Origin of the sequence: Nocardia abscessus NBRC 100374, from assembly GCF_000308455.1 — a bacterium.
In the GTDB taxonomy this organism is placed as follows: domain Bacteria; phylum Actinomycetota; class Actinomycetes; order Mycobacteriales; family Mycobacteriaceae; genus Nocardia; species Nocardia abscessus.
In genome coordinates this window covers 24,034-44,857 of sequence record NZ_BAFP01000020.1, presented here as the reverse complement: position 1 = coordinate 44,857, position 20,824 = coordinate 24,034, and the positions used below count along the sequence as shown (strand labels likewise).

Below are 20,824 nucleotides of genomic sequence, written 5' to 3'. Positions count from 1 at the left end.
TGCGGAGGAAATGCCTCCGCTTATCCGATGGCGGGGCCGAGCAAGTCGTCGGCATCCGTGATGCGGTAGGCATACCCTTGTTCGGCGAGAAAACGCTGGCGATGAGCAGCATATTCGGCGTCGAGGGTGTCGCGCGCGACCACGGAGTAGAAATGGGCCTGGCCCCCGTCCTGTTTCGGGCGCAGCAGCCGGCCCAGGCGCTGCGCCTCCTCCTGTCGAGAGCCGAAGGTACCCGAAACCTGCACGGCCACGGACGCTTCCGGCAAATCGATGGAGAAGTTCGCCACCTTGCTCACCACGAGCACCGGGATCTCGCCGCGCCGGAACGCGTCGAAGAGCTCCTCGCGGTCCTTGGTCTTCGTCGAACCCTGGATCACCGGGGCGTCGAGCGCGGCGCCGAGTTCGTCCAGCTGGTCCAGATAGGCGCCGATGACAAGGGTGGGCGCGTCCCGGTGCTGGGCCAGAATCGACTCGACCACAGCGATTTTGGTGTGCGCGGTGGAGCACAGCTTGTAGCGCTCCTCCGGCTCGGCGGTGGCGTAGGTCATCCGCTCCGCATCGGTCAGCGTGACCCGCACCTCGATGCATTCGGCAGGGGCGATCCACCCCTGGGCCTCGATGTCCTTCCACGGCGCGTCGTAGCGCTTGGGGCCGATCAGCGAGAACACGTCGCCCTCGCGGCCGTCCTCGCGCACCAGCGTGGCGGTCAGGCCGAGCCTGCGCCGGGACTGCAGATCGGCGGTCATCCGGAAGACCGGGGCGGGCAGCAGGTGCACCTCGTCGTAGATGACCAAGCCCCAATCGCGGCTGTCGAACAGTTCCAGGTGCTTGTACTCGCCTTTGGTGCGGCGGGTGATCACCTGGTAGGTGGCGATGGTGACCGGGCGGATCTCCTTGCGTTCTCCTGAGTACTCGCCGATCTCTTCTTCGGTGAGCGAGGTGCGCGCGAGCAGTTCGCGCCGCCACTGCCTGCCTGCCACCGTGTTGGTGACCAAGATCAGCGTGGTCGCCTTCGCCTTGGCCATCGCCGCGGCGCCGACCATCGTCTTGCCCGCGCCGCAGGGCAGCACCACCACACCGGAGCCGCCCGCCCAGAACGAGTCGGCGGCCATCTGCTGGTAGTCGCGCAGGTGCCAGCCGTCGGTCGCGTAGTCGAGCTCGATCGAGTGCGCCTCGCCGTCGACGTAGCCCGCGAGGTCCTCGGCGGGCCAGCCGATCTTCAGCAGCATCTGCTTGATCCGGCCGCGCTCGGACGGGTGCACCACTACCGTGTCGTCATCGATGCGCGCGCCGAGCATGGGGGCGATCTTCTTGTGCCGGAGCACCTCCTCCAGCACCGCGCGATCCAGGCTGACCAGCGTCAACCCGTGCGCGGGATGCTTGACCAGCTGCAACCTGCCGTAGCGGGCCATGGTGTCCACCACGTCGACCAGCAACGGCTGCGGCACGGCGTACCGGGAGAAGCTGACCAGCGCGTCCACCACCTGCTCGGCATCGTGCCCGGCCGCCCGCGCGTTCCACAGCGCCAGCGGGGTCACCCGATAGGTGTGCACATGTTCGGGCGCCCGCTCCAGCTCGGCGAACGGCGCGATCGCCTGCCGCGCCGTGTCGGCCGACTCGTGGTCGACCTCCAGCAGCAGCGTCTTGTCACTCTGCACGATCAGCGGACCGTCGTTCACAGTCCCTCCTCCGATAGATTCCCCGCCATTCTCCCCGACCCCTCCGACAACCCGCAGGTTACCGGGCCTTCCCGCAGGGCGCGGGTGCGGCGGTGACCGGGTGCAACGCCGGAAGGGCGCGATGTCTTCCCGCGGTCCCCGATACGGGCCGGCTCAGCCGTGGCTGAGCGCGCGTTCGGCGAGCGCACCGATTACCGGCCCGAGGGTCTCGGCGTAACCGATCGTGAGGTGGTTGTCGTCACGGTAGACGAGGTTGTTCCCGACGATGACGGGGCAGCGAGCCGCGGTGCAGAACAGCGCGGTCAGGTCGGCGTACTGTCCGCCGCCTGCCGTCACCGCCGCGTGCTCGGCCGCAATGCCCGCGTCGTCGACCGCGACCGGCCGCGCGGGAGCGCAGGCCGAGGCATCGCCGATATGTGCGGCCACGCACGCGGGCACGGTGGCATGGGGATCGGGGATCGCGCCGAGCACGAGGACAGCCGAGCCGGTCGTGCTCAGCTGGGCGACCAGCCGGTGCAGGCTGTCGATCCACGCCTGGTCGTAGGACACGAAGCCGAAGTCGCCGCCGTAGCGCCGCGACATGCTCACCACGATCAGCCGGGGGCGCTTGTGCGCCAGCCGCGTCAGGATCTGCCCGCGCCACTGCTCGCATTCGGTGTACGCGCGGCCCAGATAGGGGCTGGTGATCGGCAGGTCGAACAGCGGACAGGTGACTTTGGCCATGGTCTCCAGCCGCCAGTGGCGTGATACGGCGATCTGCTCGAACGCCGGCTGCCACATCGCCGCGTGGGAATCGCCGACCAAGGCCACCGTGGTGGCCGCGTCCGGATCGCCGGAGGCGCACTCGGCCTGGCCCACCTCGTGCCAGGACCGGACGCAACCGTTGTCGAACACCTCCGCCCGGTCGCCACGCGCATCGGCGAGCGAGGGAGTGAGGTTGGCCGGAACGTCGCGGATGTCGGCGGAGGCGGCGATCGCCGACTGAGTTTGTGCCGTCAACTGCCGGATCACGTCGTCATGGGGGTCGGCGGCGGGGGTAGCCGGTGCCACCGGTGTGAGTGTGAGCCGCTGCGCCGCCGCGCCGCGGCCGACCGGGGCGGACACCACCGTGAGCAGCGCCAGCGCCACGCAGATCGCGATCGCGGTGCTCGCGCCGCCGCACGCGAGGCTGAGCCGGGCCGAACTTCGCAACCGAACGGCGAAGCGGACCGGATCCTCGACCAGCCGCTGGGTGAGCATGGCGAGTCCGCAGGCCGTGGCGACCGCGCCCAGTGCGCCGACCGATCCGAGCGGGCGGCCGAGCACCTGTGGCGCCAGCACCAGCACCGGCCAGTGCCAGAGGTACCAGGGGTAGGACACTCTGCCGATCGCGCGCAACTCGGGCACCGCAAGAACGCGACCGACACCGAATCGCGCGCGGGCGCAGCCGGCTCCGATCACCAGGACCGTGCCCAGCACGGGCAGCAGCGCCGCGGTGCCCGGGTAAGGCACGTTTTCGTCGAGGTGAACGCAGGCCGCGAGAATCGCACCGAACCCGGCCCATCCCGCGACGGCGGATACGCCGTCCGGCAGCCGGGACCACACAACGGCCGTCAACGCGACCATGCCACCCGCCGCCAGTTCCCAAGCCCGGGCAGGGAGCGAGAAGAACGCCCACGGTGGCAGCGCTTCCGTCCAGATCAGCGAGACCGCGAAGGAGAGTGCGGCCACCACCCCGAGGACGACCAGGTACGGCAACGGCCCGGTCGAACCGCTGCGACGCCGCCGCACCAGCCAGGTCGTCGCGATCACCAGCGCGGGCCATACCAGGTAGAACTGCTCCTCCACGCCGAGCGACCAAAAGTGCTGAAACGGCGAGGGCGGCGCGTCGGCGGCCAGGTAATCGGTGCCGTGCAGCGCGAAGCGGTAGTTCCCGGCATACAGCGCGCAGGCGATTGCATCGCCGAGCACTTCGCGAGCCTGCAACGGCGGCAACAACGCGGCCGCGGCGATCGCCGTGGCGACCAGCACTACGCCCGCGGCGGGCAGCAGTCGACGCGCACGCGCCCCGTAGAACCGCACCAGCCCGACAGTGCCGGTGGCCACCGCCGCACGGCAGAGTATTCCGGTGATGAGAAATCCGGAAATAACGAAAAACACGTCCACACCGACGAATCCACCCCCGATCCCCGGCACACCCGCATGAAAAAGCACGACAGCGGCTACCGCGACCGCCCGCATTCCCTCGATATCCGGCCGAAATCCCTCCCGATCCGACGCGCCGCCCACCCCATCATCCGCCCGCCGATTTCGCAACCCGCTGACCGTGGCCGTCATGACCAGCATTGTCATCCGTGCTGTCGCCCTTGTCCCGCCGACGCGCCGCCCACCACCTACCTACCCTGGCCTGGGCTTTTCTGAATCTACCGGGCGCGGACCCCCGGGCCCAGCGGCCGCCGACACGCCGACGAAGTGGGCGATCGAACAGTTCCTACTCGTGGACTCATCCCAGTAGAGTCACCCATTCGGTGCACCGACAATGATCGCCACGCATAAAAATTTCGCAGTCACCGAACAGCCACGGATGTTTCCCAGATGCATCAAAAGATGTCTGATGTCCGCTGTGCTGAATGCGAATGCTGCCAGAGGCTGGCCGAAATAGCCCACGCGATGGGCTTGTCCTAATCGGCGACCTCGCATCATCTCGAGATCCTGCGCGGCACCGGCCTGTTGAGCGTCCCAACGCGCGGGAACTACACGCCTGTGGATAGCACCCGCTTCCGTCCAGCGGGTGTTAAGTGGACCGCGACAGGGGGCGGCGGGGCGGGTGAGGATCGGGGGATGATCGAGATGGCGGCGGTGGCGGGGGTTGCGGTGGCGGCGTTGGGGATGGTTCTCACGCCGGGGCCGAACATGATGTATCTGGTGTCGCGGACGGTGTCGCAGGGGCGGCGGGCCGGGTTGTTGTCGTTGGCGGGGGTGGCGGCTGGGTTCGGGGTATATCTGGCGGCGGCGACGGCGGGGATCACGGCCGTGTTCGCGGTGGTCCCCGGGCTGTATCTGGCGGTGAAGCTGGCGGGCGCGGCGTACCTCGGGTGGCTGGCCTGGCAGGCGGTGCGGCCGGGCGGTGTCTCGGTGTTCGCGCCCACTGAGCTGTCCGCGGATCCCACGCGGCGGCTGTTCGCGATGGGGCTGGTCACCAACCTGCTGAATCCGAAGATCGCGATCATGTACATGGCGCTGATCCCGCAGTTCGTCACGCCGGAGCACGGCAAGGTCTGGTTGCAGAGTCTGTGCCTGGGCGCGGTGCAGATCGCGGTGGCGCTCACCGTGAACGCCCTGATCGTGCTCGGCGCGGGCGGGCTGGCGACGTTGGTCACCGGCCGCCCGCTGTGGCTGCGCGTCCAGCGCTATCTCACCGGCACGATGCTCGGCGCGATCGCCGTCCTGCTCGCCACCGACCGCACCCGCCCCACACCGGCCTGAGCCGATGTGACGGCGGTGCGGCGGTCGCTCGGCTCAACGCGATTCGAGCGGGCCCGCGAGGCGATAGCGCAGTTCGGCGAATTGACCGGCCTGCTCGACGGCGACCAGGCGCATCCGGGTGGACAGGATGCGTCGCGGCAGCAGCGGCGCGCCCGCGCCCAGGGTCACCGGCACGATGCTCACCATGACGTCGTCGAGCAACCCGGCGTCGGCGAATTGCCCGGCCAGGTCGCCGCCGCCGACGACCCAGATATTGCGGTCGCCTGCCGCGCGCACCATCTCCTGGTGCACCGACTCGACCGTCCCCGACACGAACCGAAGATTCGTACCGGGTATCGCGGGCAGCTCCCGGTGGGTGAACACCCAGCACGGAAGGTCGCCGTAGTAGGTGTGCCAGTTCTCCGGCGAATCGTTGGCCACCATCCACTCGTAGGTGGTCGCGCCCATGCACAGGGCGCCGACCCGGGCGAGGAAGCCCGCCATGCCCGCCTGCGCCTCGTCCGCGCCGTCCACCTCGAACAGCCAGGTCAGTGAGTTGTCCGGATCGGCGAGGTATCCGTCCAGACTGGTTGCGGTGTAGTACTGGGTAGCCATGCACGCAAGGTTGCCAGCGAAACCTGACAGTTCACGGCAAGGTTTGCGAATCAGCCGTGACGCAACCGGCGCACGCCCTCGTCCAGCGTCTCGTCCCGCTTGCAGAAGGTGAAACGCACCAGGTGGTTCCACGCGGCGGTGTCGTCGGCGAACACGCTGAGCGGCACCGCCGCCACCCCGAGACGCTTCGGCAGTTCGCGGCAGAACGCCAGACCGTCGGCGGCGCCGAGCGGGGTGATGTCGGCGACGACGAAGTAGCCGCCCGCGCTCGGATACACCCGCAGACCGGTGTCGCTGAGCGCTGCGGAAAGACGAAGCCGTTTCTCGGACAACGCGTTCCGCAGCTCACCGACCCAGCCCAGCTCGTGGTCGATCGCGTGCGCCACGGCGGGCTGGAACGGCCCGCCCGCCACGAACGTCATGAACTGTTTGGCCGCGAGCACTCCATCGATCAAATCCGCTGGCCCGCAAGCCCACCCGGTCTTCCACCCGGTGACGCTGAAAGTCTTCGCCGCACTGGACACCACTATCGTGCGCTCGGCCATACCGGGCAGGGTGGCCAGGCTGACGTGTTCGGCACCGTCGTACACCAGGTGCTCGTAGACCTCGTCGGTGAGCACCAGAAGATCGTGCTCGCAGGCGATCTCGGCGATCGCCAATAGGTCCGGGCGCCCCAGCACCGTGCCGGTCGGATTGTGCGGCGAGTTGACGACGAGCATCCGGGTCGCCGGAGTGATCGCGGCGCGCAGGCTGTCCAGGTCCAGCACGAAGCGGTCTCCGTCGGCCACCAGCCGAGCCGTACGCCGCCGGGCGCCCGCCAGCGCCACCGCCGCGGCATACGAGTCGTAGTACGGCTCGATCAGCACGACCTCCTCACCGGGCTCGACCAGGCCCAGCACCGCCGCGCTGATCGCCTCGGTGGCACCCACCGTCACCAGCACCTGCGTGTCCGGGTCGTACTCGGTCCCGTAGCGCCGGGCGCGGTCGGCGGCGACGGCCCGGCGCAGCACCGGCATGCCACGCCCGGGCGGATACTGGTTGAGACCGTCCGCGATGGCGCGCCGCGCGACTTCGAGCATGCTCGCGGGCCCGTCGGTGTCGGGGAACCCCTGCCCCAGGTTGACCGCGTCGTGCCGGACGGCGAGTTCGGTCATCTCGGCGAAGATCGTGGAGGCGAAGGGACGCAGGCGGGCAACGGTCTGATGTCGCGAGGGCATAACCGGAGACTAGCTCAGCCCAGCTCCCCGTGTTCTACCCCACAAACCCGCTGGTAGCGGGTGCCTCGGCAGGGGGCGTTCGCTCGTCCCCTGGCCGGGAGCCGGGGCGTTCACGGGAACTGGCCGGGTCCGTCAGCGTCCTGGCCGATCCCCACCGGGCGGCGGCCTGGTGCGGCTCAACTCAGACGAATCCCGCCCAGTTTGGCTGGATTCGCGAGATCGTAAGTACCCCAGACCAATCCGTCACGGACCGTGAAGCCGACTACACGCGCGGGATAACCGCTCCGGCCTTCCCGCGCCGGCCGCGCCTGGACCGCGAGCCCCAATTGCCCGTTGACCGAGACGATTTCGAAGTCCGGCGACGCGTCCTCGAAGCCGTACTTGCGCACCAAGCCCAGGTAGAAGCGGGCGATGCGATCCGCGCCGTGCAGCACGTTGATCGCGGTGGCGGTGGTGCCGTTGGCATCGCCGATCATCACCGCGTCCGGATGCAGCGCCGCCGCGACGGCGGCCACGTCACCGGAGCTCAGCGCGGTGAGAAAACGTACGACGGCGGCCTCGTGCTCGGCATTCGGCACCGGCTGCGGCGTCTGCGTCACCGCCTTGCGGGCACGCACCGCCAGCTGCCGCGCCGCGTCGGCCGAAACGCCCAGGATGTCGGCGATCTCGTCGAACGGCACCGACAGCCCGTCGTGCAGTACGAAGGCCACGCGTTGCGGCGGCGTCAGGGTGTCCAGCACGACCAGCGCCGCGAACCGGCACTCCTGCTTGCGCACCACCGCTTCCAGCGGGTCGGGAGCGCTCGACGGCGTGCGTGCGGTGACCACGGGCTCCGGCAGCCACTGACCTACGTAGCTTTCCCGCCGCGCCGCCGCGCTTCGCAGACGGTCCAGGCAGATGCGGGTCACCACGGTGGTCAGCCAAGCCCGCAGATCCTCGATCTCGGACTGGTGGGCGCCCGCCAAGCGCAACCAGCTCTCCTGGACCGCGTCCTCGGCATCGCCGACGCTGCCCGTCAGCCGGTAGGCGACCGAGAGCAGATGCGCCCGATGTGACTCGAACAGGTCGGAAAGCAGCGCGGCAACCATCGAGGGGAAGTCTACGGTCCGGGTCTGGAAGGTTCCCGCGCGGCATCTACAGGTTTGTGCGAGATAACCGGATGATCCGCCGAACCGTTCCGTGGCAACATGACGCGATGGACCAGCAAGTGCTGTCGAACGGAACGATCTGGCTGTCGCCCCCGACGACGGATGATATCGACACCATCACCGAGTGCTGCCAGGATCCGGACATCGCGGAATGGGTGACCATCCCGGTGCCCTACGTACGGGACAGCGCCGTGACCTTCATCGAGGAGATGGTGGGCCCGGGTTGGGCGGCGCGCAGCCCCACCTGGGCGATCCGGTTGCGCTCCGACGGGCCGGTCGTCGGCATGATCGGTCTCGGCGAACGCGACGAGAGCGCGGCCGAGATCGGTTTCTGGCTCGTCTCGTCGCAGCGGTCGCGGGGCCTGATGACCCAGGCGGTCGAGCTGGTGTGCGAGTTCGGGTTCCGCGCCGACGGCCTGGCACTGGAGCGGATCGCCTGGCGCGCGTACGTCGGCAACTACGCCTCGGCCGCGGTCGCGCGCCGCGCCGGATTCCGGTACGAGGGCCTGGCCCGGCTGGGCAGCATCCAGCGCGGACGACGCCGCGACCACTGGTTCGCCGCCCGACTGCGCACCGACCCGCCCGGCCCGGCGGACGACTGGCCCGCCGAGTTCGCTCGTGTCCGGACGCCGATCGCGCAGACGCCCGGCCCGGCGTAGCTCGCCGATGACAGCCGACCCGCGATTCCCCTGGATCGTAAGAACCATGGCGGTGCGGCCCGCCGATCGAGTGCTGGAAATCGGTCCCGGTTCCAGCGATTCGATCGCCTGCCTCGCCGAGCAGGCGATCGACGGCACGGTCGTCGGCGTGGAACGTTCGGTCACGGCCATCGCCCGCGCGAGTAGACGGCATGCCGCGCACCTCGCATCGGGCCGGGTCCGCTTGGTGCACGCCGACCTCGCGGATCTGGACCCGGACCGGCTGCTGCGCGAGACCGGGCTCGGCGCGGCGGGTTTCGACAAAGTCCTTGCGGTGAACGTCAACCTGTTCTGGACCAAGCGCCCCACCGCCGAACTCGCCCTGATCCGGCGGCTGCTGGCGCCCGGGGGAACGCTGGGCCTGTACTACGGCTACGGCCCGCCCGACGCCGCGGATCCGACCAGCCCGAAGCCACCGCTCGCCCGGCTGACCGGACACCTGACCGAAGCGGGTTTCGCTGTCCGCACCATCTCGTCCGGCGACCTACTGGGCGTGCTCTGTTGCTGACGGTGCTCGACCAACGGCTACGGTGCTCGACCAACGGCGTCCGCACGTCGACGTGAGCGCGGGCGACTTCGCCCGCGACCTGTACGACTCATGCTGCGCAGCACCGTCGGCTCGAGCGTCCCGTCGGACGGATCAGCGCTCGCGGCGCTGCCCCACCGCCTCGGCCAGGCGGTCCAGCTGGCTCGCGGTGGTCTCCCAGTCCAGGCAGGCGTCGGTGATGGACTGTCCGTAGGTGAGCTCGTCGGCGCGGCCGAGGGTGAGGTCCTGACGTCCCGCGACCAGGAAGCTCTCCAGCATGACGCCGACGACTGCCGCCTCGCCCGCCGCCAGCCGCCGCGCGATATCGGCGACCACGTCGACCTGCTTGTTGTGGTCCTTGTTGCTGTTGCCGTGGCTGGCGTCCACCACGATCCGCTGCGGCAGGGACGCTTTCTCCAGCCGCAGGCACGCCTCGGCGACCGATGCCGCGTCGTAGTTCGGGCCGTTGCTGCCGCCGCGCAGGATCACGTGGCAGTCCGGATTGCCGGTGGTGCGGATGAGCGCGGAGCGGCCGTCGAGGTCGGTGCCGGGGAACACGTGACTGGCCGCCGCGGCGCGCACACCGTCCACCGCCACCTGGACGTCGCCGTCGGTGCCGTTCTTGATTCCGACCGGCATCGACAGCGCGCTGCTGAGCTGGCGGTGCACCTGGCTGGCCGCGGTGCGCGCACCGATCGCGCCGTAGGACACCAGGTCCGCGATGTACTGCGGAGTGATCGGGTCCAGGAACTCACAGGCCACCGGGAGACCGAGCGCGGTGATGTCGACCAGCAGCTTGCGTCCGAAGCCCAGTCCGGTGTTGACGTCGAACGAGCCGTCCAGGTGCGGGTCGTTGATCAGGCCCTTCCAGCCCAGGCTGGTACGCGGCTTCTCGAAGTAGACCCGCATCACCACGTGCAGCCGGTCGTCGAGTTCGGCGGCCTTCGCCGCGAGGCGGCGCGCGTAGTCCAGCGCGGCGGCGGGGTCGTGCACCGAGCACGGGCCGACGATCACCATCAGGCGATCGTCCGCGCCGTTCAGCACGTCGACGGTGGCTTTGCGCCCCGCACGGACGGTATCGGCGAGCGCATCGGTGATCGGGTGCACGCGACGCACCTCAGCCGGCGAACGCAGCGGGCTGATGTTGAGGGTGCGTTGATCGTCCAGATCGGAATGCCGCGCGTCGACGTCGGCTGCGGTTGTCATGTCGTGGGTTTCCTTTTCTCGAGGCCGACCCACGGAGCAGAAATCCCGTCGAGCCGGTCCATCGTCCGGCTCGGGGTGGAAGTCAGTCAGCGCACGCGGTTGCCGCAGACCAGCCCACCCAGGGCCGGCTTGCTAAACCAGAAATACACGCGCTGCACGTCAGGGACAGTACCAGCCTGCAACCGATCGGTGAACGACCAGTGCCGCACACCACAGTGTAGGTTGCCGCGACTTTCGCGGCCCCCGCCGAGAAGGGGGCCGCGACGCAGCGAGCGCTGACGAAGGATCCGGTCTCATCCCCACTGACCGGGCACGTAACTGCCCGCCGGGGTGCGGGCGATGACGTTCATCCGGTTCCAGGCGTTGATCATCGCGATGGCGGCGATGAGGGCGGCGATCTGGTCGTCGTCGTAGTGCTTGCGCACTTCCTGCCACACCGCGTCGCTGACCGCGCGGCCGTCGCCGATCCGGGTGGCCTCCTCGGTGAGCGCCAGCGCGGCGCGCTCGGCCTCGGTGAAGACGGTGGCCTCGTGCCACGCGGCGATCAGGTTGAGCCGCACGGAGGTCTCGCCCGCGTGCGCGGCGTCCTTGGTGTGCATGTCGGTGCAGTAGCCGCAGCCGTTGATCTGGCTGGCGCGGATCTTCACCAATTCATACGTCGCGGCGGGCAGGGTGGAATCGTTGATCACCTTCGAGGCCATCGTCAGCCGCTTGACGAAGCTGCCGCCGACCGGGTTGCTGAAGAGTTCGAAGCGCTGTTCCATGATGTCCGTCCTTTGTCGTTCCCTGCGGGTTCATCAGGAGGACGACGCGGTGCGCCGGAGTGTGACAGCGGACCGTGAGACGTGGATCACAGTGCCCGAAAGGCGAAGTGGCGCTTATTTCGTGAAGTCGTAGGTGACGCCGGTCAGCTTCTCCGACAGCTCCCACAGATCCGCCGCGACCTTCTCGTCCCTGGAGGCTTTCGACGATCCGGACGGCCCTGGGTAACCGCGCATGCCGCCGAGTCCGGTCGGCCCGTAGTAGCCGCCGGGCTGCACGTCGGTGGTCGCTGCGTACAGCGTCGGCAACGCGCCCATGGCGGCGTTCTGCGCGAACACCCGGTTGCCCAGCCACATCACCTGGTCCAGGAACGACTCGGTGTGCGACTGCAATTCGGTGGAAGCGTAGCCGGGATGCGCGGCGACCGAGACCTTCGCCGAGCCAACGGCGCTCAACCGGCGCTGCAGCTCACGAGCGAACATCAGGTTGGCCAGCTTGGCCTGCCCGTAAGCGGCCCACCGCTGGTACTTGCGCCGCTCCCAGTTCAGATCGTCCAGGTCGATCTTGCCGACCTGGTGCGCACCGCTGGAGACGGTGACGATCCGGTCGGAGATCTTGTTCAGCAGCAGCCCGGTGAGCGCGAAGTGGCCGAGATGGTTGGTGCCGATCTGTTTTTCGAAGCCGTCGGCGGTGCGCCCCTCCGGCACGGCCATCACGCCCGCGTTGTTGATCAGCACGTCGGCACCGTCGACGCCCTCGGCGAACGCGCGGACCGAGGCGAGATCGGCCAGATCCAGCTCACGCACCTGGGCCCGGTCGCCGAGTCCGGCGGCCACCCGCTCCCCTTTGGCCAGGTTCCGGCAGGCCAGCACCACCTCGCCTCCCGCAGCGATCAGCGCGCGCACCGTTTCGGCCCCCAGGCCACTGTTGGCCCCTGTCACGATGAACTTCCGACCGCTCTGGTCGGGGATGTCGGAGGTGTCCCACCTGGTCATGAGGAAAAGTCTAGTGCGCGCCGACGCCGGGCGGCAGGTTCGGACACGCCGAACAGTAGGGTTGCCTAACCTATATAGAGCAAAACCTTGGCTTGACATCTGTGAGGCAGACCGTGACTTCCACACCGACCGAGTCCGCGCATCGCGACGGCTACGTACCTTTCCCCGCGCACACGGCCGCGGAATATCGAGCCGCCGGATACTGGGCTGGGCGCCCGCTCGGGGACCTGCTGCGCGCGACCGCGCACCGGCATCCCCAGCGCCCCGCACTGCTCGACGCGCGGGGCACACGCAGTTACGCCGACATCGACGCCGCCGCGGACGGGATGGCGCACGGGCTGCTCGCGCTGGGCATCGCTCCCGGCGACCGCGTGGTGGTCCAGCTCCCGAACGTGCCCGAGTTCCTGACCGTGCTGTTCGGCCTGTTGCGCGCCGGAATCATTCCCGTGTTGAGCCTGCCTGCGCATCGACGGGCCGAAATCGAGCACTTGGCCCGGCTTTCGGAGTCGGTCGGCTACATCATCGCGGACCGGGCGGGCGACTTCGACTATCGCGAACTGGCGGCGACCGTGCGCGACGCGGTGCCTTCGCTGCGCCACGTCCTGGTGCTCGGCGATCCCGGGCCGTTCACCGACCTCACCTCGATCCCGCGTGCGGGTGGTGAACTCCCCGAGATAGATCCGGGCGACATCGCCCTCATGCTGGTCTCCGGCGGCACCACCGGCCTGCCGAAGCTGATCGCGCGCACGCACGACGACTACGTCTACAACGCCACCGCCAGCGCGCAGGTGTGCGAACTGACCGAGCAGGACGTCTACCTCGCGACACTGCCCGCCGCACACAACTTTCCGCTGGCCTGCCCGGGAGTCCTCGGCACCGTCGCGGTGGGCGGGTCGGTCGCCTTCGTCGGCGACCCGAGCCCGGAGAGCGCGTTCGCCGCGATCGAGCGGCACCGGGTGACGGTCACCGCCGTCGTCCCGCCGCTGGCCCAACTCTGGTGCGCGGCCACCGAATGGGAAGAGGCCGACCTGAGTTCGCTGCGTCTGCTCCAGGTCGGCGGCGCGCGACTGGCCGAGGTCAACGCCAAGGAAGTGACCCCGGCGCTGGGCGCCACCCTGCAACAGGTGTTCGGCATGGCCGAGGGCCTGCTCAACTACACCCGGCTCGACGATCCGGCCGACCTGCTGCACACCACCCAGGGCAGGCCGCTGTCACCCGCCGACGAGGTCCGCGTGGCCGACGCCGACGGCAACGAGGTGGCGCCAGGCGCGGAGGGCGAGCTGCTGACCAGAGGGCCGTACACGATCCGCGGCTACTACCGCGCACCCGAGCACAACGCGCGCGCGTTCACCCCGGACGGCTTCTATCGCAGCGGTGACCTGGTGCGCCGTCTGCCCAGCGGCCACCTGGTGGTGTCCGGCCGGATCAAGGACGTGATCAACCGCGGCGGCGAGAACGTCTCCTGCGACGAACTCGAGGAACACCTGCTCGCCCACCCCGCCGTCCGGCACGCCGCCGCCGTGGGTCTACCGGATGCGGCGCTGGGCGAAAAGGTCTGCGCCGTCTTGGTCGTCGACGGCGAGATGCCGACGTTGGCCGAGATCAAGACCTTCCTCGCCGCACGCGGCCTGGCCACCTACAAGCTGCCGGACGTGCTGCGCCGCAGTGACGAGCTGCCGATCACCGCGGTCGGCAAGATCGACAAGAAAGCGCTGCGCGCCGAGCAGTAGGACCGCGGAAAGCCGACGGGCAGCGCATCATCGGTGCGCTGCCCGTCGGCTTTTCGCTAGGCCTTCACCACATACGGCGCGATGCTGCCCAATTTCTCGCAGGTCTCTTCGAACTCGCGCTCCGGCCGTGACTGGCCGACGATGCCCGCGCCCGCGCGCAGCCAGGCCCCCTCGGTGTTCTGGTACACCGCGCGCAACACGAGGGTCGCCTCCAGGGCACCGGTCGGGGAAACGGTCACCACCGCGCCGGAATACAACCCGCGCGGGTCGTGGTCGAGCCGGAACACCGAGTCGACGCCCGCGCGCTTGGGAATCCCCGAGGCGGTCACCGACGGGAACAGCACCTCCAATGCGTCCCAGCTGGATCGGTCCGCGGCCAGCCGCCCCCGCACCGTGGACGCCAGATGCTGCACACTGCCACGCTCGCGCACGGCCATGAAGTCCGACACCGCGGGCGTTCCGGGATCGGCGACGGCCGCGATCTCCGCGAACGAGGTCTGCACCGAAATCGCGTGTTCCACGATTTCTTTCGGGTCGCTGATCAGGTCGGCTTTGGCGGCGAGGTCGGCCACCGAGCCGCGACCGAAGGCACGGGTGCCCGCCAGCGGCTCGGTGGTCACCACCCGCTCGTCGTCCACGGACGCGACCAGTTCGGGGCTGAAGCCGGCCGCCTCCAGGCCGCCCAGCCGCAGCAGGAACGACCGCGCCGGAGTGTTGTGCGCGCGCCCGAGCCGATAGGTGGCCGGAACGTCCACCGCGAACGGCAGTTCGACCTTCCTGGACAGGATGACCTTCTGGTAGCGGCCGGCCTGGATCTCACCGACCGCCTCGGCGACCCGGTCCTGGTACCCGGTGGGATCGACTCGGATGTCGGCCGGATGCGCCTGCGGCAGTTCGGTGTTCTGCGACTGCGCGATCAGATCGTGGATGTCACCGGTCTCCGCGGGCGTCGCACCCGCCACCTGAACGCCGAATTCGCTCACCCTGACCTCGATCCGGGGGATCATCAGGTGCGCGAGCGCGGTGCGCGGGTCCACGTGCTCGGTGGCGTCGAGGGCCCACGCGCAGAATTCGAATGCGATCCAGCCGTAGGCGTTTCGCCCGTCGAGGGGAAGCCTGCCGAGCGCACGGTCGATCACGCCTGCCGGGTTGCCTTCCCATCCGCTGGTCGTGGTCTGTCCCTCCCAGGTGACGCGCAGTTCCCGCGCGTCCAGTTCGACACTGCCGATCGGATCGGCGGCGAAGACCCATTCCCCCGGACGCTCGTACATCACGTACTCGCCGAACCGATCCGCCCCTGCCAGCCGGGACATCGCTGCCGCCGGATCGGTCACATACTCAACCCGCAGGCGTTCCGTGGTCGACAACGATCCTCCAAAGGTAACCCTGGCCTAACTTGTGGAGGTAAGGTTAGCATTACCTCCTTCACTGTGCGGGGTGTGCTCGCGGCCACAATGCCGTCGCCGAGCGATCACTCCGAGCGGCATGGTCACCACCCGGCAAGCACTTTCGCCCGCACCCACGTCCGCCATCCGGTGCGGCGATCGCGCCATCCGTGCCGCCCGAACCGAACTCGCCACGCCGACTGCCTGCGCGGAGGAGACCCGCCGGGATTGAATAGTGGAGAGCGTCACCTGCGGAGGGAAGAACATCGATGATCGATCACCGCGGCGATTCACCCGCGACAGCCCGGCCCGGGACCGCACCGCAATCGGTGGTGGCCCTGATCGACGCCGCATCGGGGGTGGAGCGCGAACTCGTCGGCCAGTGGCTGGCCGACGGCGGGATCAGCACCGAGTTCGGCACCGACGCACCGGTCACCCAGCTGGACCTGGACGCGGGCGCCGTCGCGACCCGGCTGGTCGGCAGGCGCGACGATCCGCTGGTCGTGCCGATCCGTGTGCTGTGGCTGCCGCCGGAACGCGACGGCGTGCGCCGCGTCACCTTCGCCGACCTGGCCCTGATGACCAACCCGCGCAAGCCCAACCGGCTGGCGCAGCGCAGGCTGCTGTCCAAGTCACCGGACCGGCACGTGGTGCTGACCGGCGCGCCGGCCCGGCTCAGCGAGCTGCGTGCGAACAACCCGGAGGCCTCGGCGCTGTTCGACAAGGGCACCGTCGAGCCGTTCGCCCGCGCCATCGTGCGCGCCGCGGTGGTGGCGCTGGAACGCGCCGAACGCACCATCATCGGCGACCGGTACAAGGTGCCCAAGCTCGTCGCCGAGGAGATCCTCGACGCCCCCGACTTCCTGCGCAGGCTGGAGTTGATCGCCGACCAGATCGGGGCGAGCCCGCACGAGGTGTATCGCCGTGCGGAGAAGGGGCTCAACGAACTGGTCGCCGCCCAGAGCAGGCTGGTCTCCGACCTGTTCACCCAGGCCATGCGACCGGTGCACGCCTCGACCTGGAAGGTGGACCCCGACGAGTCCGGCCTGACCGGGCTGCGCGATCTCAACCGCCGCTATCCGCTGGTGTTCCTGCCCTCGCACCGTTCCTACGTCGACGCGTTCGTCCTGGGAGACGTGCTGGCCCGCAACGACTTCCCGCCGAACCACGTGATCGGCGGCGCGAACCTCAGCTTCTGGCCGATGGGCCCGATCGCGCGGCGCACCGGAACCGTCTTCATCCGGCGCAGCTTCGGCGACGACGAGGTCTACAAGGCCGTCGTCGAGGAATACTTCGCCTACCTGCTGGCCAAGCGCTTCAACCTGGAGTGGTACTTCGAAGGTGGCCGCACCCGCACCGGGAAGCTGCGGCCGCCGCGCTACGGACTGCTGAACTACCTCGCCGCCGCGGTCCGTTCGAATCGCATCGACGACGTCATGCTGGTTCCGGTCTCGATCACCTACGAACGGCTCAACGAACTCGGCGCCATCACCACCGAGCAGGAGGGCGGCAAGAAGAAACCCGAGGGGCTGACCTGGCTGGCGCGCTACATCCGCAGTCAACAGCACTCCGCCGGGCACGTGTACGTCCGCTTCGGTGAGCCGCTGTCGGCGCGCGACCGACTCGCCGCGCACGGCGATCCGCTGACGGCGCCGCCGCTGACCATCCCGTTGCATCACACTGAGCCGATCCCGCCGCCGCGCACCGAAGCCGGAGTCGTCGACAGCGACCCGCCGGAAATCGCCGAGCTGGAACGGAAGGCCGTGCAGCGGCTGGCGTTCGAGGTCGCGGTCGGGATCAACACGGTCACGCCGATCACCGTCAACGCGCTGGTCACCCTGGCGCTGCTGGGTGTCGACGGGCGCGCGCTCACCCTGGGCGAGGTGCGCACGGTGCTGGCCCCGGTGCTCGGCTACATCGACAAGCGCGAACTGCCGCGCGGGGAACTCGACGCGCTGCGGGACGAGCAGGGCTTGGCCGTCGTGCTGGAACAGCTCTCGCTGGCCAAGGTGGTCACGGTGTATCGCGGCGGGATCGAGCCGGTGTACTCGATCGAGCCCGGCGCCCATTTGGAGGCCGCCTTCTATCGCAACAGCGCCGTGCACTGGTTCGTCAACCGCGCCATCCTCGAGCTGTCCATCCTCGCCGCGGTCGACAACGGCGACGCCGACGCCCTCAAAACCGGCTGGGACGAGGCATTCCGGCTGCGCGACCTGCTGAAGTTCGACTTCTTCTTTCCCGACCGCGGCGAGTTCGCCGACCAGATGGTCGCGGAAATGCTCTTGGTGGATCCGGACTGGTACACCCACACCCGCCACGACACCCTGGGCTCGGACATCCTGGCGAAGCTCACCGCATCCGGCTTCACGATGGCCCACCGCGTGCTGCGCTCGTTCATCGACGCGCAGTTGGTGGTGGCCGAACGGCTGGCCGACCGCGACGCAGGCGACGAGATCGACCGCAAGGAGTTCATCACCGAATGCGTGGCGGTCGGCAAGCAGATGATGCTGCAGCAGCGGTTGCACAGCCCCGAGTCGGTCTCCACCGAGTTGTTCACCAGCGCGCTGAAACTCGCCGACAACTACGGCCTGCTGGAAACGGCGCCCGATGACGAACCGGCCGAGCCCGCCACCGAAGCGGCCCCGCGGCGCGCGGAACTGCGGCAGCGCAGAACCGAATTCGCCGAGCGCCTGCGCACTATCGGCGCCCGCATCGCGCAGGCCGCCGCGCTCGACCCGTCCAACCGGGAGGCGTGGTGAGCGATCGACGCGCAACCGTCTCGGCGCACAGGAGGTCCGATGACCGGCACACGCGCTGACCTCGACGCCGCGATCGCCGCCATCCGCTCCGGGCCACAAGGCCGCACGGTCGCGGCTGTCTTCGATTTCGGCGCGGTCGTCGACGGCCCGTTACCGCGCCGGCGCCGCAAGCCCGCCGACGTGCTGCTGCGCGGCCACCGCAAGCACATGACCGACGGCGAATACAGCCGGCTGCTGCGCGAACTGTCCGAGGCGCTGGCCGGACGGTCCGAACAGGAGCTGACGGAGCTGGGCAGGCGACTGTTCAAGCGCATAGTCTACGGGCACCTGCACCCCGAGGCGTGGCAGCTGATCCGGACCCACCAGGCTGCCGGGCACACCGTCGTGCTGGTCAGTTCGCTGACCGAGTTCCAGGTGACGCCCGCGGCGGCGCACCTGGGCATCGAGCACGTGCTGTGCACGCCCATGGCCGCGCGAGACGGCGTGCTCACCGGCTATCCCGACGGGAAGCCGCTGTGGCGCAACGGCAAGGCCGAGGCGATCGCCGAGTTCGCTGCCGCGCACGAGGTGGATCTCGAACACAGTTACGCCTACGCCGGCACGAGCGCCGACCTGCCGCTGCTGTCGCAGGCCGGGCATCCGGTGGTGGTGAACTCCGACGACGCGCTGGCCGAGGTCGCCGACCGGCAGCACTGGGGCAGGTTGACGTTCAGGCCGCGCCGCCCTCCGCGCGCGGGCGATTACGCACGCACCGCCGCAGGGTTCGCCGGACTGCTGGGCGGCGCGCTGTTCGGTGTCGCGTCGAAGGCGCCCACCAAGGACCGCAGGCAGATGGCCGACGCTCTGATGGCGCACGCGGCGCGCAACACGCTGCGCATCGCGGGAGTGCACGTGCGGGTCACGGGAGCCGAGAACGCGAGATCACCCCGGCCCGCGGTCTTCCTGTTCAACCACCAGAGCCAGTTCGACATCATCATCGTGCCCGAGGTGCTCGGCGGCGGCGTCACGGCCATCGGCAAGAAAGAGCTCACCAAGAATCCGATCTTCGGGCCGCTCATGCGCTTCGTCGGCGTGACGTTCATCGATCGGTCGAACAGCGCGCGGGCCAGGGCGGCCTTGCGACCGGTGGTCGAGACGCTGCGCGGCGGCTTGTCGGTCGCGGTGTCGCCGGAGGGAACCCGCTCCTACACCCCCGAGGTCGGACTGTTCAAGAAAGGCGCGTTCCACATCGCGATGCAGGCCGGGGTGCCGGTGATCCCGGTGGTCATCCGGAACGCGGGCGAGATCTGCTGGCGCAACGCGATGGTCGCCCGGCCCGGCACGGTCGATGTGGCGATCCTCGACCCGATCGACGTCAGCGCATGGAATCCCGCCGATCTGGACGAAAACGTGGCGCAGGTGCGTCAGTTGTTCATCGACACGCTCTTGGATTGGCCCCGCTGATCACCGGGTGTGCGCCGCGTCACGGGCACCCCCGCCGTGGCTCAGACCGCGCGCCCGAACAGCAACTTCCACGGCATCAACGCCGACTCGAGCTGTACCTTGAGGCTCATCTTGGAGGCGCCGAGCGTCCGCTCCTCGAACCGGATCGGCACCTCGGCGATCGAGATCCCCTTCTTGATGGTGCGGTAGTTCATCTCGACCTGGAAGGAGTACCCGTTGCTGCGGATCGAGGCCACCTCGATGGCGCGCAGGGTGTCGCCCTTCCATGCCTTGAAGCCCGCGGTGGCGTCCTTGACGCCCAACCGCAGAATCAGGTTCACATAGAAGTTGGCCCAGGCCGACAGCGCCTTGCGGTACCACTTCCATTCGGCGGCGGTCGAGCCGCCCGGGACGTAACGGGAACCGAGCACGACACCCGCGTCGGTGGTCGTCAGCTTCTCCAGCATGGCGGGGATGACTTCGGCCGGGTGCGACAGGTCGGCGTCCATCTGGATCACCACGTCCGCGCCCTCGTCCAGCGCCCGCGTGATGCCCGCGATATACGCGCGCCCGAGCCCGTCCTTCTCCGTCCGGTGCAGCACACCCACCACGTTCGGCAGCTCGGCGGCGAGCTTGTCGGCCACCTCGCCGGTGCCGTCCGGCGAGCTGTCGTCCACCACGAGGACGTGCAGGTCGGGCACCGGCAGCGCGGTCAGCCGCTCCACCGCAACCGGCAGATTCTCCCGCTCGTTGTAGGTCGGCACAACAACGGTAACCCTCAAGGGTCGCCCTCCCTGCTGATCCTGGTTTTCCGCTCGCAGCCCACGCCAGGACCACCGAGCATTCGTCGAGTTCTGGAGAACCGTACTCGATACACCTGACCGGGAGCCGAGCGGCCGCACCCGGGGCGACGCCGTCCGGGCCCGCGACCTGCGGCTCAAGATCAACTTCACCGCTCGGGGGAAGGCTCGCCCCCTACCGTCTCAGTCCCCGTCCCGCCAGGATCGGTCCCGGGCGTCTTCGCGCTCATTGCGCGCATGTGCGATCTCGAGCGCCCGCTCCGCCGTCGCCTTGTCCGGGTACGGTCCCATCCGGTCGCGGAACCAGCACTGCCGCCCTTGCTCGGCCCGATTGTGCTTCAAGCAGTAATACCAGCGCTCAGCCATACCTCCAGCATCCCACCGAACACCACCGTTCAACCCCCTTTCCCGAGCGCCGATGCGGTGCTCCGGCGAACG

At 69.1% G+C, this 20,824-nt stretch carries 17 protein-coding genes; 6 read left to right on the top strand and 11 right to left on the bottom strand.

Annotated elements, in window-relative coordinates:
- Positions 1–20 precede the first annotated feature (20 nt).
- Positions 21–1,679, bottom strand: coding sequence for a DNA repair helicase XPB (locus ON19_RS03630; protein WP_043686699.1), 1,659 nt, complete (start codon positions 1,677–1,679; stop codon positions 21–23).
- A 153-nt stretch (positions 1,680–1,832) separates the two neighbouring features.
- The gene (locus ON19_RS03625) at positions 1,833–3,995 is read right to left on the bottom strand and encodes an acyltransferase family protein (protein ID WP_043686754.1); all 2,163 of its coding nucleotides are present in this window, start codon (positions 3,993–3,995) and stop codon (positions 1,833–1,835) included.
- A 504-nt stretch (positions 3,996–4,499) separates the two neighbouring features.
- On the opposite strand from ON19_RS03625, the gene ON19_RS03620 reads away from it, so the two are divergent.
- The gene (locus ON19_RS03620; RefSeq protein ID WP_043686695.1) at positions 4,500–5,144 is read left to right on the top strand and encodes a LysE family translocator; all 645 of its coding nucleotides are present in this window, start codon (positions 4,500–4,502) and stop codon (positions 5,142–5,144) included.
- Between the two features lie 33 nt (positions 5,145–5,177).
- Here ON19_RS03620 and ON19_RS03615 read toward each other — a convergent pair whose 3' ends face one another.
- The 3 genes from ON19_RS03615 to ON19_RS03605 all read right to left on the bottom strand — a co-directional run bounded on the left by ON19_RS03615 (position 5,178) and on the right by ON19_RS03605 (position 8,043).
- Positions 5,178–5,738 carry a dihydrofolate reductase family protein gene (locus ON19_RS03615; protein WP_043686691.1) on the bottom strand — a complete coding sequence of 187 codons (561 nt, stop codon included), beginning with the start codon at positions 5,736–5,738 and terminating at the stop codon, positions 5,178–5,180.
- A 50-nt stretch (positions 5,739–5,788) separates the two neighbouring features.
- On the bottom strand, positions 5,789–6,955 hold the full coding sequence (locus tag ON19_RS03610; RefSeq protein WP_043686688.1) for a pyridoxal phosphate-dependent aminotransferase: 1,167 nt from the start codon (positions 6,953–6,955) through the stop codon (positions 5,789–5,791).
- Positions 6,956–7,131: 176 nt separating this feature from the next.
- Positions 7,132–8,043, bottom strand: a complete 912-nt coding sequence (locus tag ON19_RS03605) for a sigma-70 family RNA polymerase sigma factor (protein WP_043686686.1) — start codon at positions 8,041–8,043, stop codon at positions 7,132–7,134.
- Positions 8,044–8,150: 107 nt separating this feature from the next.
- On the opposite strand from ON19_RS03605, the gene ON19_RS03600 reads away from it, so the two are divergent.
- Entirely contained in the window at positions 8,151–8,762 is a 612-nt protein-coding gene (locus ON19_RS03600; RefSeq protein ID WP_043686750.1) for a GNAT family N-acetyltransferase, read from the top strand.
- Between the two features lie 46 nt (positions 8,763–8,808).
- Entirely contained in the window at positions 8,809–9,309 is a 501-nt protein-coding gene (locus ON19_RS03595) for a class I SAM-dependent methyltransferase (protein WP_227954593.1), read from the top strand.
- Positions 9,310–9,441: 132 nt separating this feature from the next.
- On the opposite strand, the gene ON19_RS03590 is transcribed toward ON19_RS03595, so the two are convergent.
- The 3 genes from ON19_RS03590 to ON19_RS03580 form a co-directional block, all read right to left on the bottom strand.
- Complete coding sequence (locus tag ON19_RS03590) at positions 9,442–10,533, bottom strand: 3-deoxy-7-phosphoheptulonate synthase (protein WP_043686681.1); 1,092 nt, start codon at positions 10,531–10,533, stop codon at positions 9,442–9,444.
- 293 nt (positions 10,534–10,826) lie between these two features.
- Positions 10,827–11,297 (bottom strand): carboxymuconolactone decarboxylase family protein, encoded by a 471-nt coding sequence (locus ON19_RS03585; RefSeq protein ID WP_043686680.1) that lies wholly within the window; start codon positions 11,295–11,297, stop codon positions 10,827–10,829.
- Between the two features lie 114 nt (positions 11,298–11,411).
- Positions 11,412–12,290 (bottom strand): oxidoreductase, encoded by an 879-nt coding sequence (locus ON19_RS03580; RefSeq protein WP_043686677.1) that lies wholly within the window; start codon positions 12,288–12,290, stop codon positions 11,412–11,414.
- A 113-nt stretch (positions 12,291–12,403) separates the two neighbouring features.
- Here ON19_RS03580 and ON19_RS03575 point away from each other — a divergent pair, with 113 nt between their 5' ends.
- On the top strand, positions 12,404–14,020 hold the full coding sequence (locus ON19_RS03575; RefSeq protein WP_043686673.1) for a (2,3-dihydroxybenzoyl)adenylate synthase: 1,617 nt from the start codon (positions 12,404–12,406) through the stop codon (positions 14,018–14,020).
- A 56-nt stretch (positions 14,021–14,076) separates the two neighbouring features.
- On the opposite strand, the gene nbtS is transcribed toward ON19_RS03575, so the two are convergent.
- A complete protein-coding gene (nbtS, locus tag ON19_RS03570; protein WP_043686668.1) occupies positions 14,077–15,387 on the bottom strand; it encodes a nocobactin biosynthesis salicylate synthase NbtS in 1,311 nt (436 codons plus the stop codon).
- Between the two features lie 287 nt (positions 15,388–15,674).
- On the opposite strand from nbtS, the gene ON19_RS03565 reads away from it, so the two are divergent.
- Both ON19_RS03565 and ON19_RS03560 read left to right on the top strand, forming a co-directional pair.
- The gene (locus ON19_RS03565; RefSeq protein WP_043686667.1) at positions 15,675–18,164 is read left to right on the top strand and encodes a glycerol-3-phosphate 1-O-acyltransferase; all 2,490 of its coding nucleotides are present in this window, start codon (positions 15,675–15,677) and stop codon (positions 18,162–18,164) included.
- A gap of 39 nt (positions 18,165–18,203) precedes the next feature.
- A complete protein-coding gene (locus tag ON19_RS03560; RefSeq protein WP_043686664.1) occupies positions 18,204–19,607 on the top strand; it encodes an HAD-IB family hydrolase in 1,404 nt (467 codons plus the stop codon).
- 41 nt (positions 19,608–19,648) lie between these two features.
- Here ON19_RS03560 and ON19_RS03555 read toward each other — a convergent pair whose 3' ends face one another.
- Together ON19_RS03555 and ON19_RS03550 are read right to left on the bottom strand one after the other, a co-directional pair.
- Positions 19,649–20,368, bottom strand: coding sequence for a polyprenol monophosphomannose synthase (locus tag ON19_RS03555; protein ID WP_220136128.1), 720 nt, complete (start codon positions 20,366–20,368; stop codon positions 19,649–19,651).
- A gap of 201 nt (positions 20,369–20,569) precedes the next feature.
- On the bottom strand, positions 20,570–20,752 hold the full coding sequence (locus ON19_RS03550; RefSeq protein WP_043686655.1) for a hypothetical protein: 183 nt from the start codon (positions 20,750–20,752) through the stop codon (positions 20,570–20,572).
- Between the last annotated feature and the right edge of the window lie 72 nt (positions 20,753–20,824).

Bases quoted from the DNA above. Each gene is read 5' to 3' on its own strand.
- ON19_RS03560 (WP_043686664.1), top strand. From the start codon at position 18,204: ATGACCGGCACACGCGCTGACCTCGACGCCGCGATCGCCGCCATCCGC.
- ON19_RS03610 (WP_043686688.1), bottom strand. From the start codon at position 6,955: ATGCCCTCGCGACATCAGACCGTTGCCCGCCTGCGTCCCTTCGCCTCC.
- ON19_RS03550 (WP_043686655.1), bottom strand. From the start codon at position 20,752: ATGGCTGAGCGCTGGTATTACTGCTTGAAGCACAATCGGGCCGAGCAA.
- ON19_RS03580 (WP_043686677.1), bottom strand. From the start codon at position 12,290: ATGACCAGGTGGGACACCTCCGACATCCCCGACCAGAGCGGTCGGAAG.
- ON19_RS03605 (WP_043686686.1), bottom strand. From the start codon at position 8,043: ATGGTTGCCGCGCTGCTTTCCGACCTGTTCGAGTCACATCGGGCGCAT.
- ON19_RS03625 (WP_043686754.1), bottom strand. From the start codon at position 3,995: ATGACGGCCACGGTCAGCGGGTTGCGAAATCGGCGGGCGGATGATGGG.
- ON19_RS03590 (WP_043686681.1), bottom strand. From the start codon at position 10,533: ATGACAACCGCAGCCGACGTCGACGCGCGGCATTCCGATCTGGACGAT.
- ON19_RS03565 (WP_043686667.1), top strand. From the start codon at position 15,675: ATGATCGATCACCGCGGCGATTCACCCGCGACAGCCCGGCCCGGGACC.
- ON19_RS03595 (WP_227954593.1), top strand. From the start codon at position 8,809: ATGGCGGTGCGGCCCGCCGATCGAGTGCTGGAAATCGGTCCCGGTTCC.
- ON19_RS03620 (WP_043686695.1), top strand. From the start codon at position 4,500: ATGATCGAGATGGCGGCGGTGGCGGGGGTTGCGGTGGCGGCGTTGGGG.
- ON19_RS03615 (WP_043686691.1), bottom strand. From the start codon at position 5,738: ATGGCTACCCAGTACTACACCGCAACCAGTCTGGACGGATACCTCGCC.
- ON19_RS03600 (WP_043686750.1), top strand. From the start codon at position 8,151: ATGGACCAGCAAGTGCTGTCGAACGGAACGATCTGGCTGTCGCCCCCG.
- ON19_RS03585 (WP_043686680.1), bottom strand. From the start codon at position 11,297: ATGGAACAGCGCTTCGAACTCTTCAGCAACCCGGTCGGCGGCAGCTTC.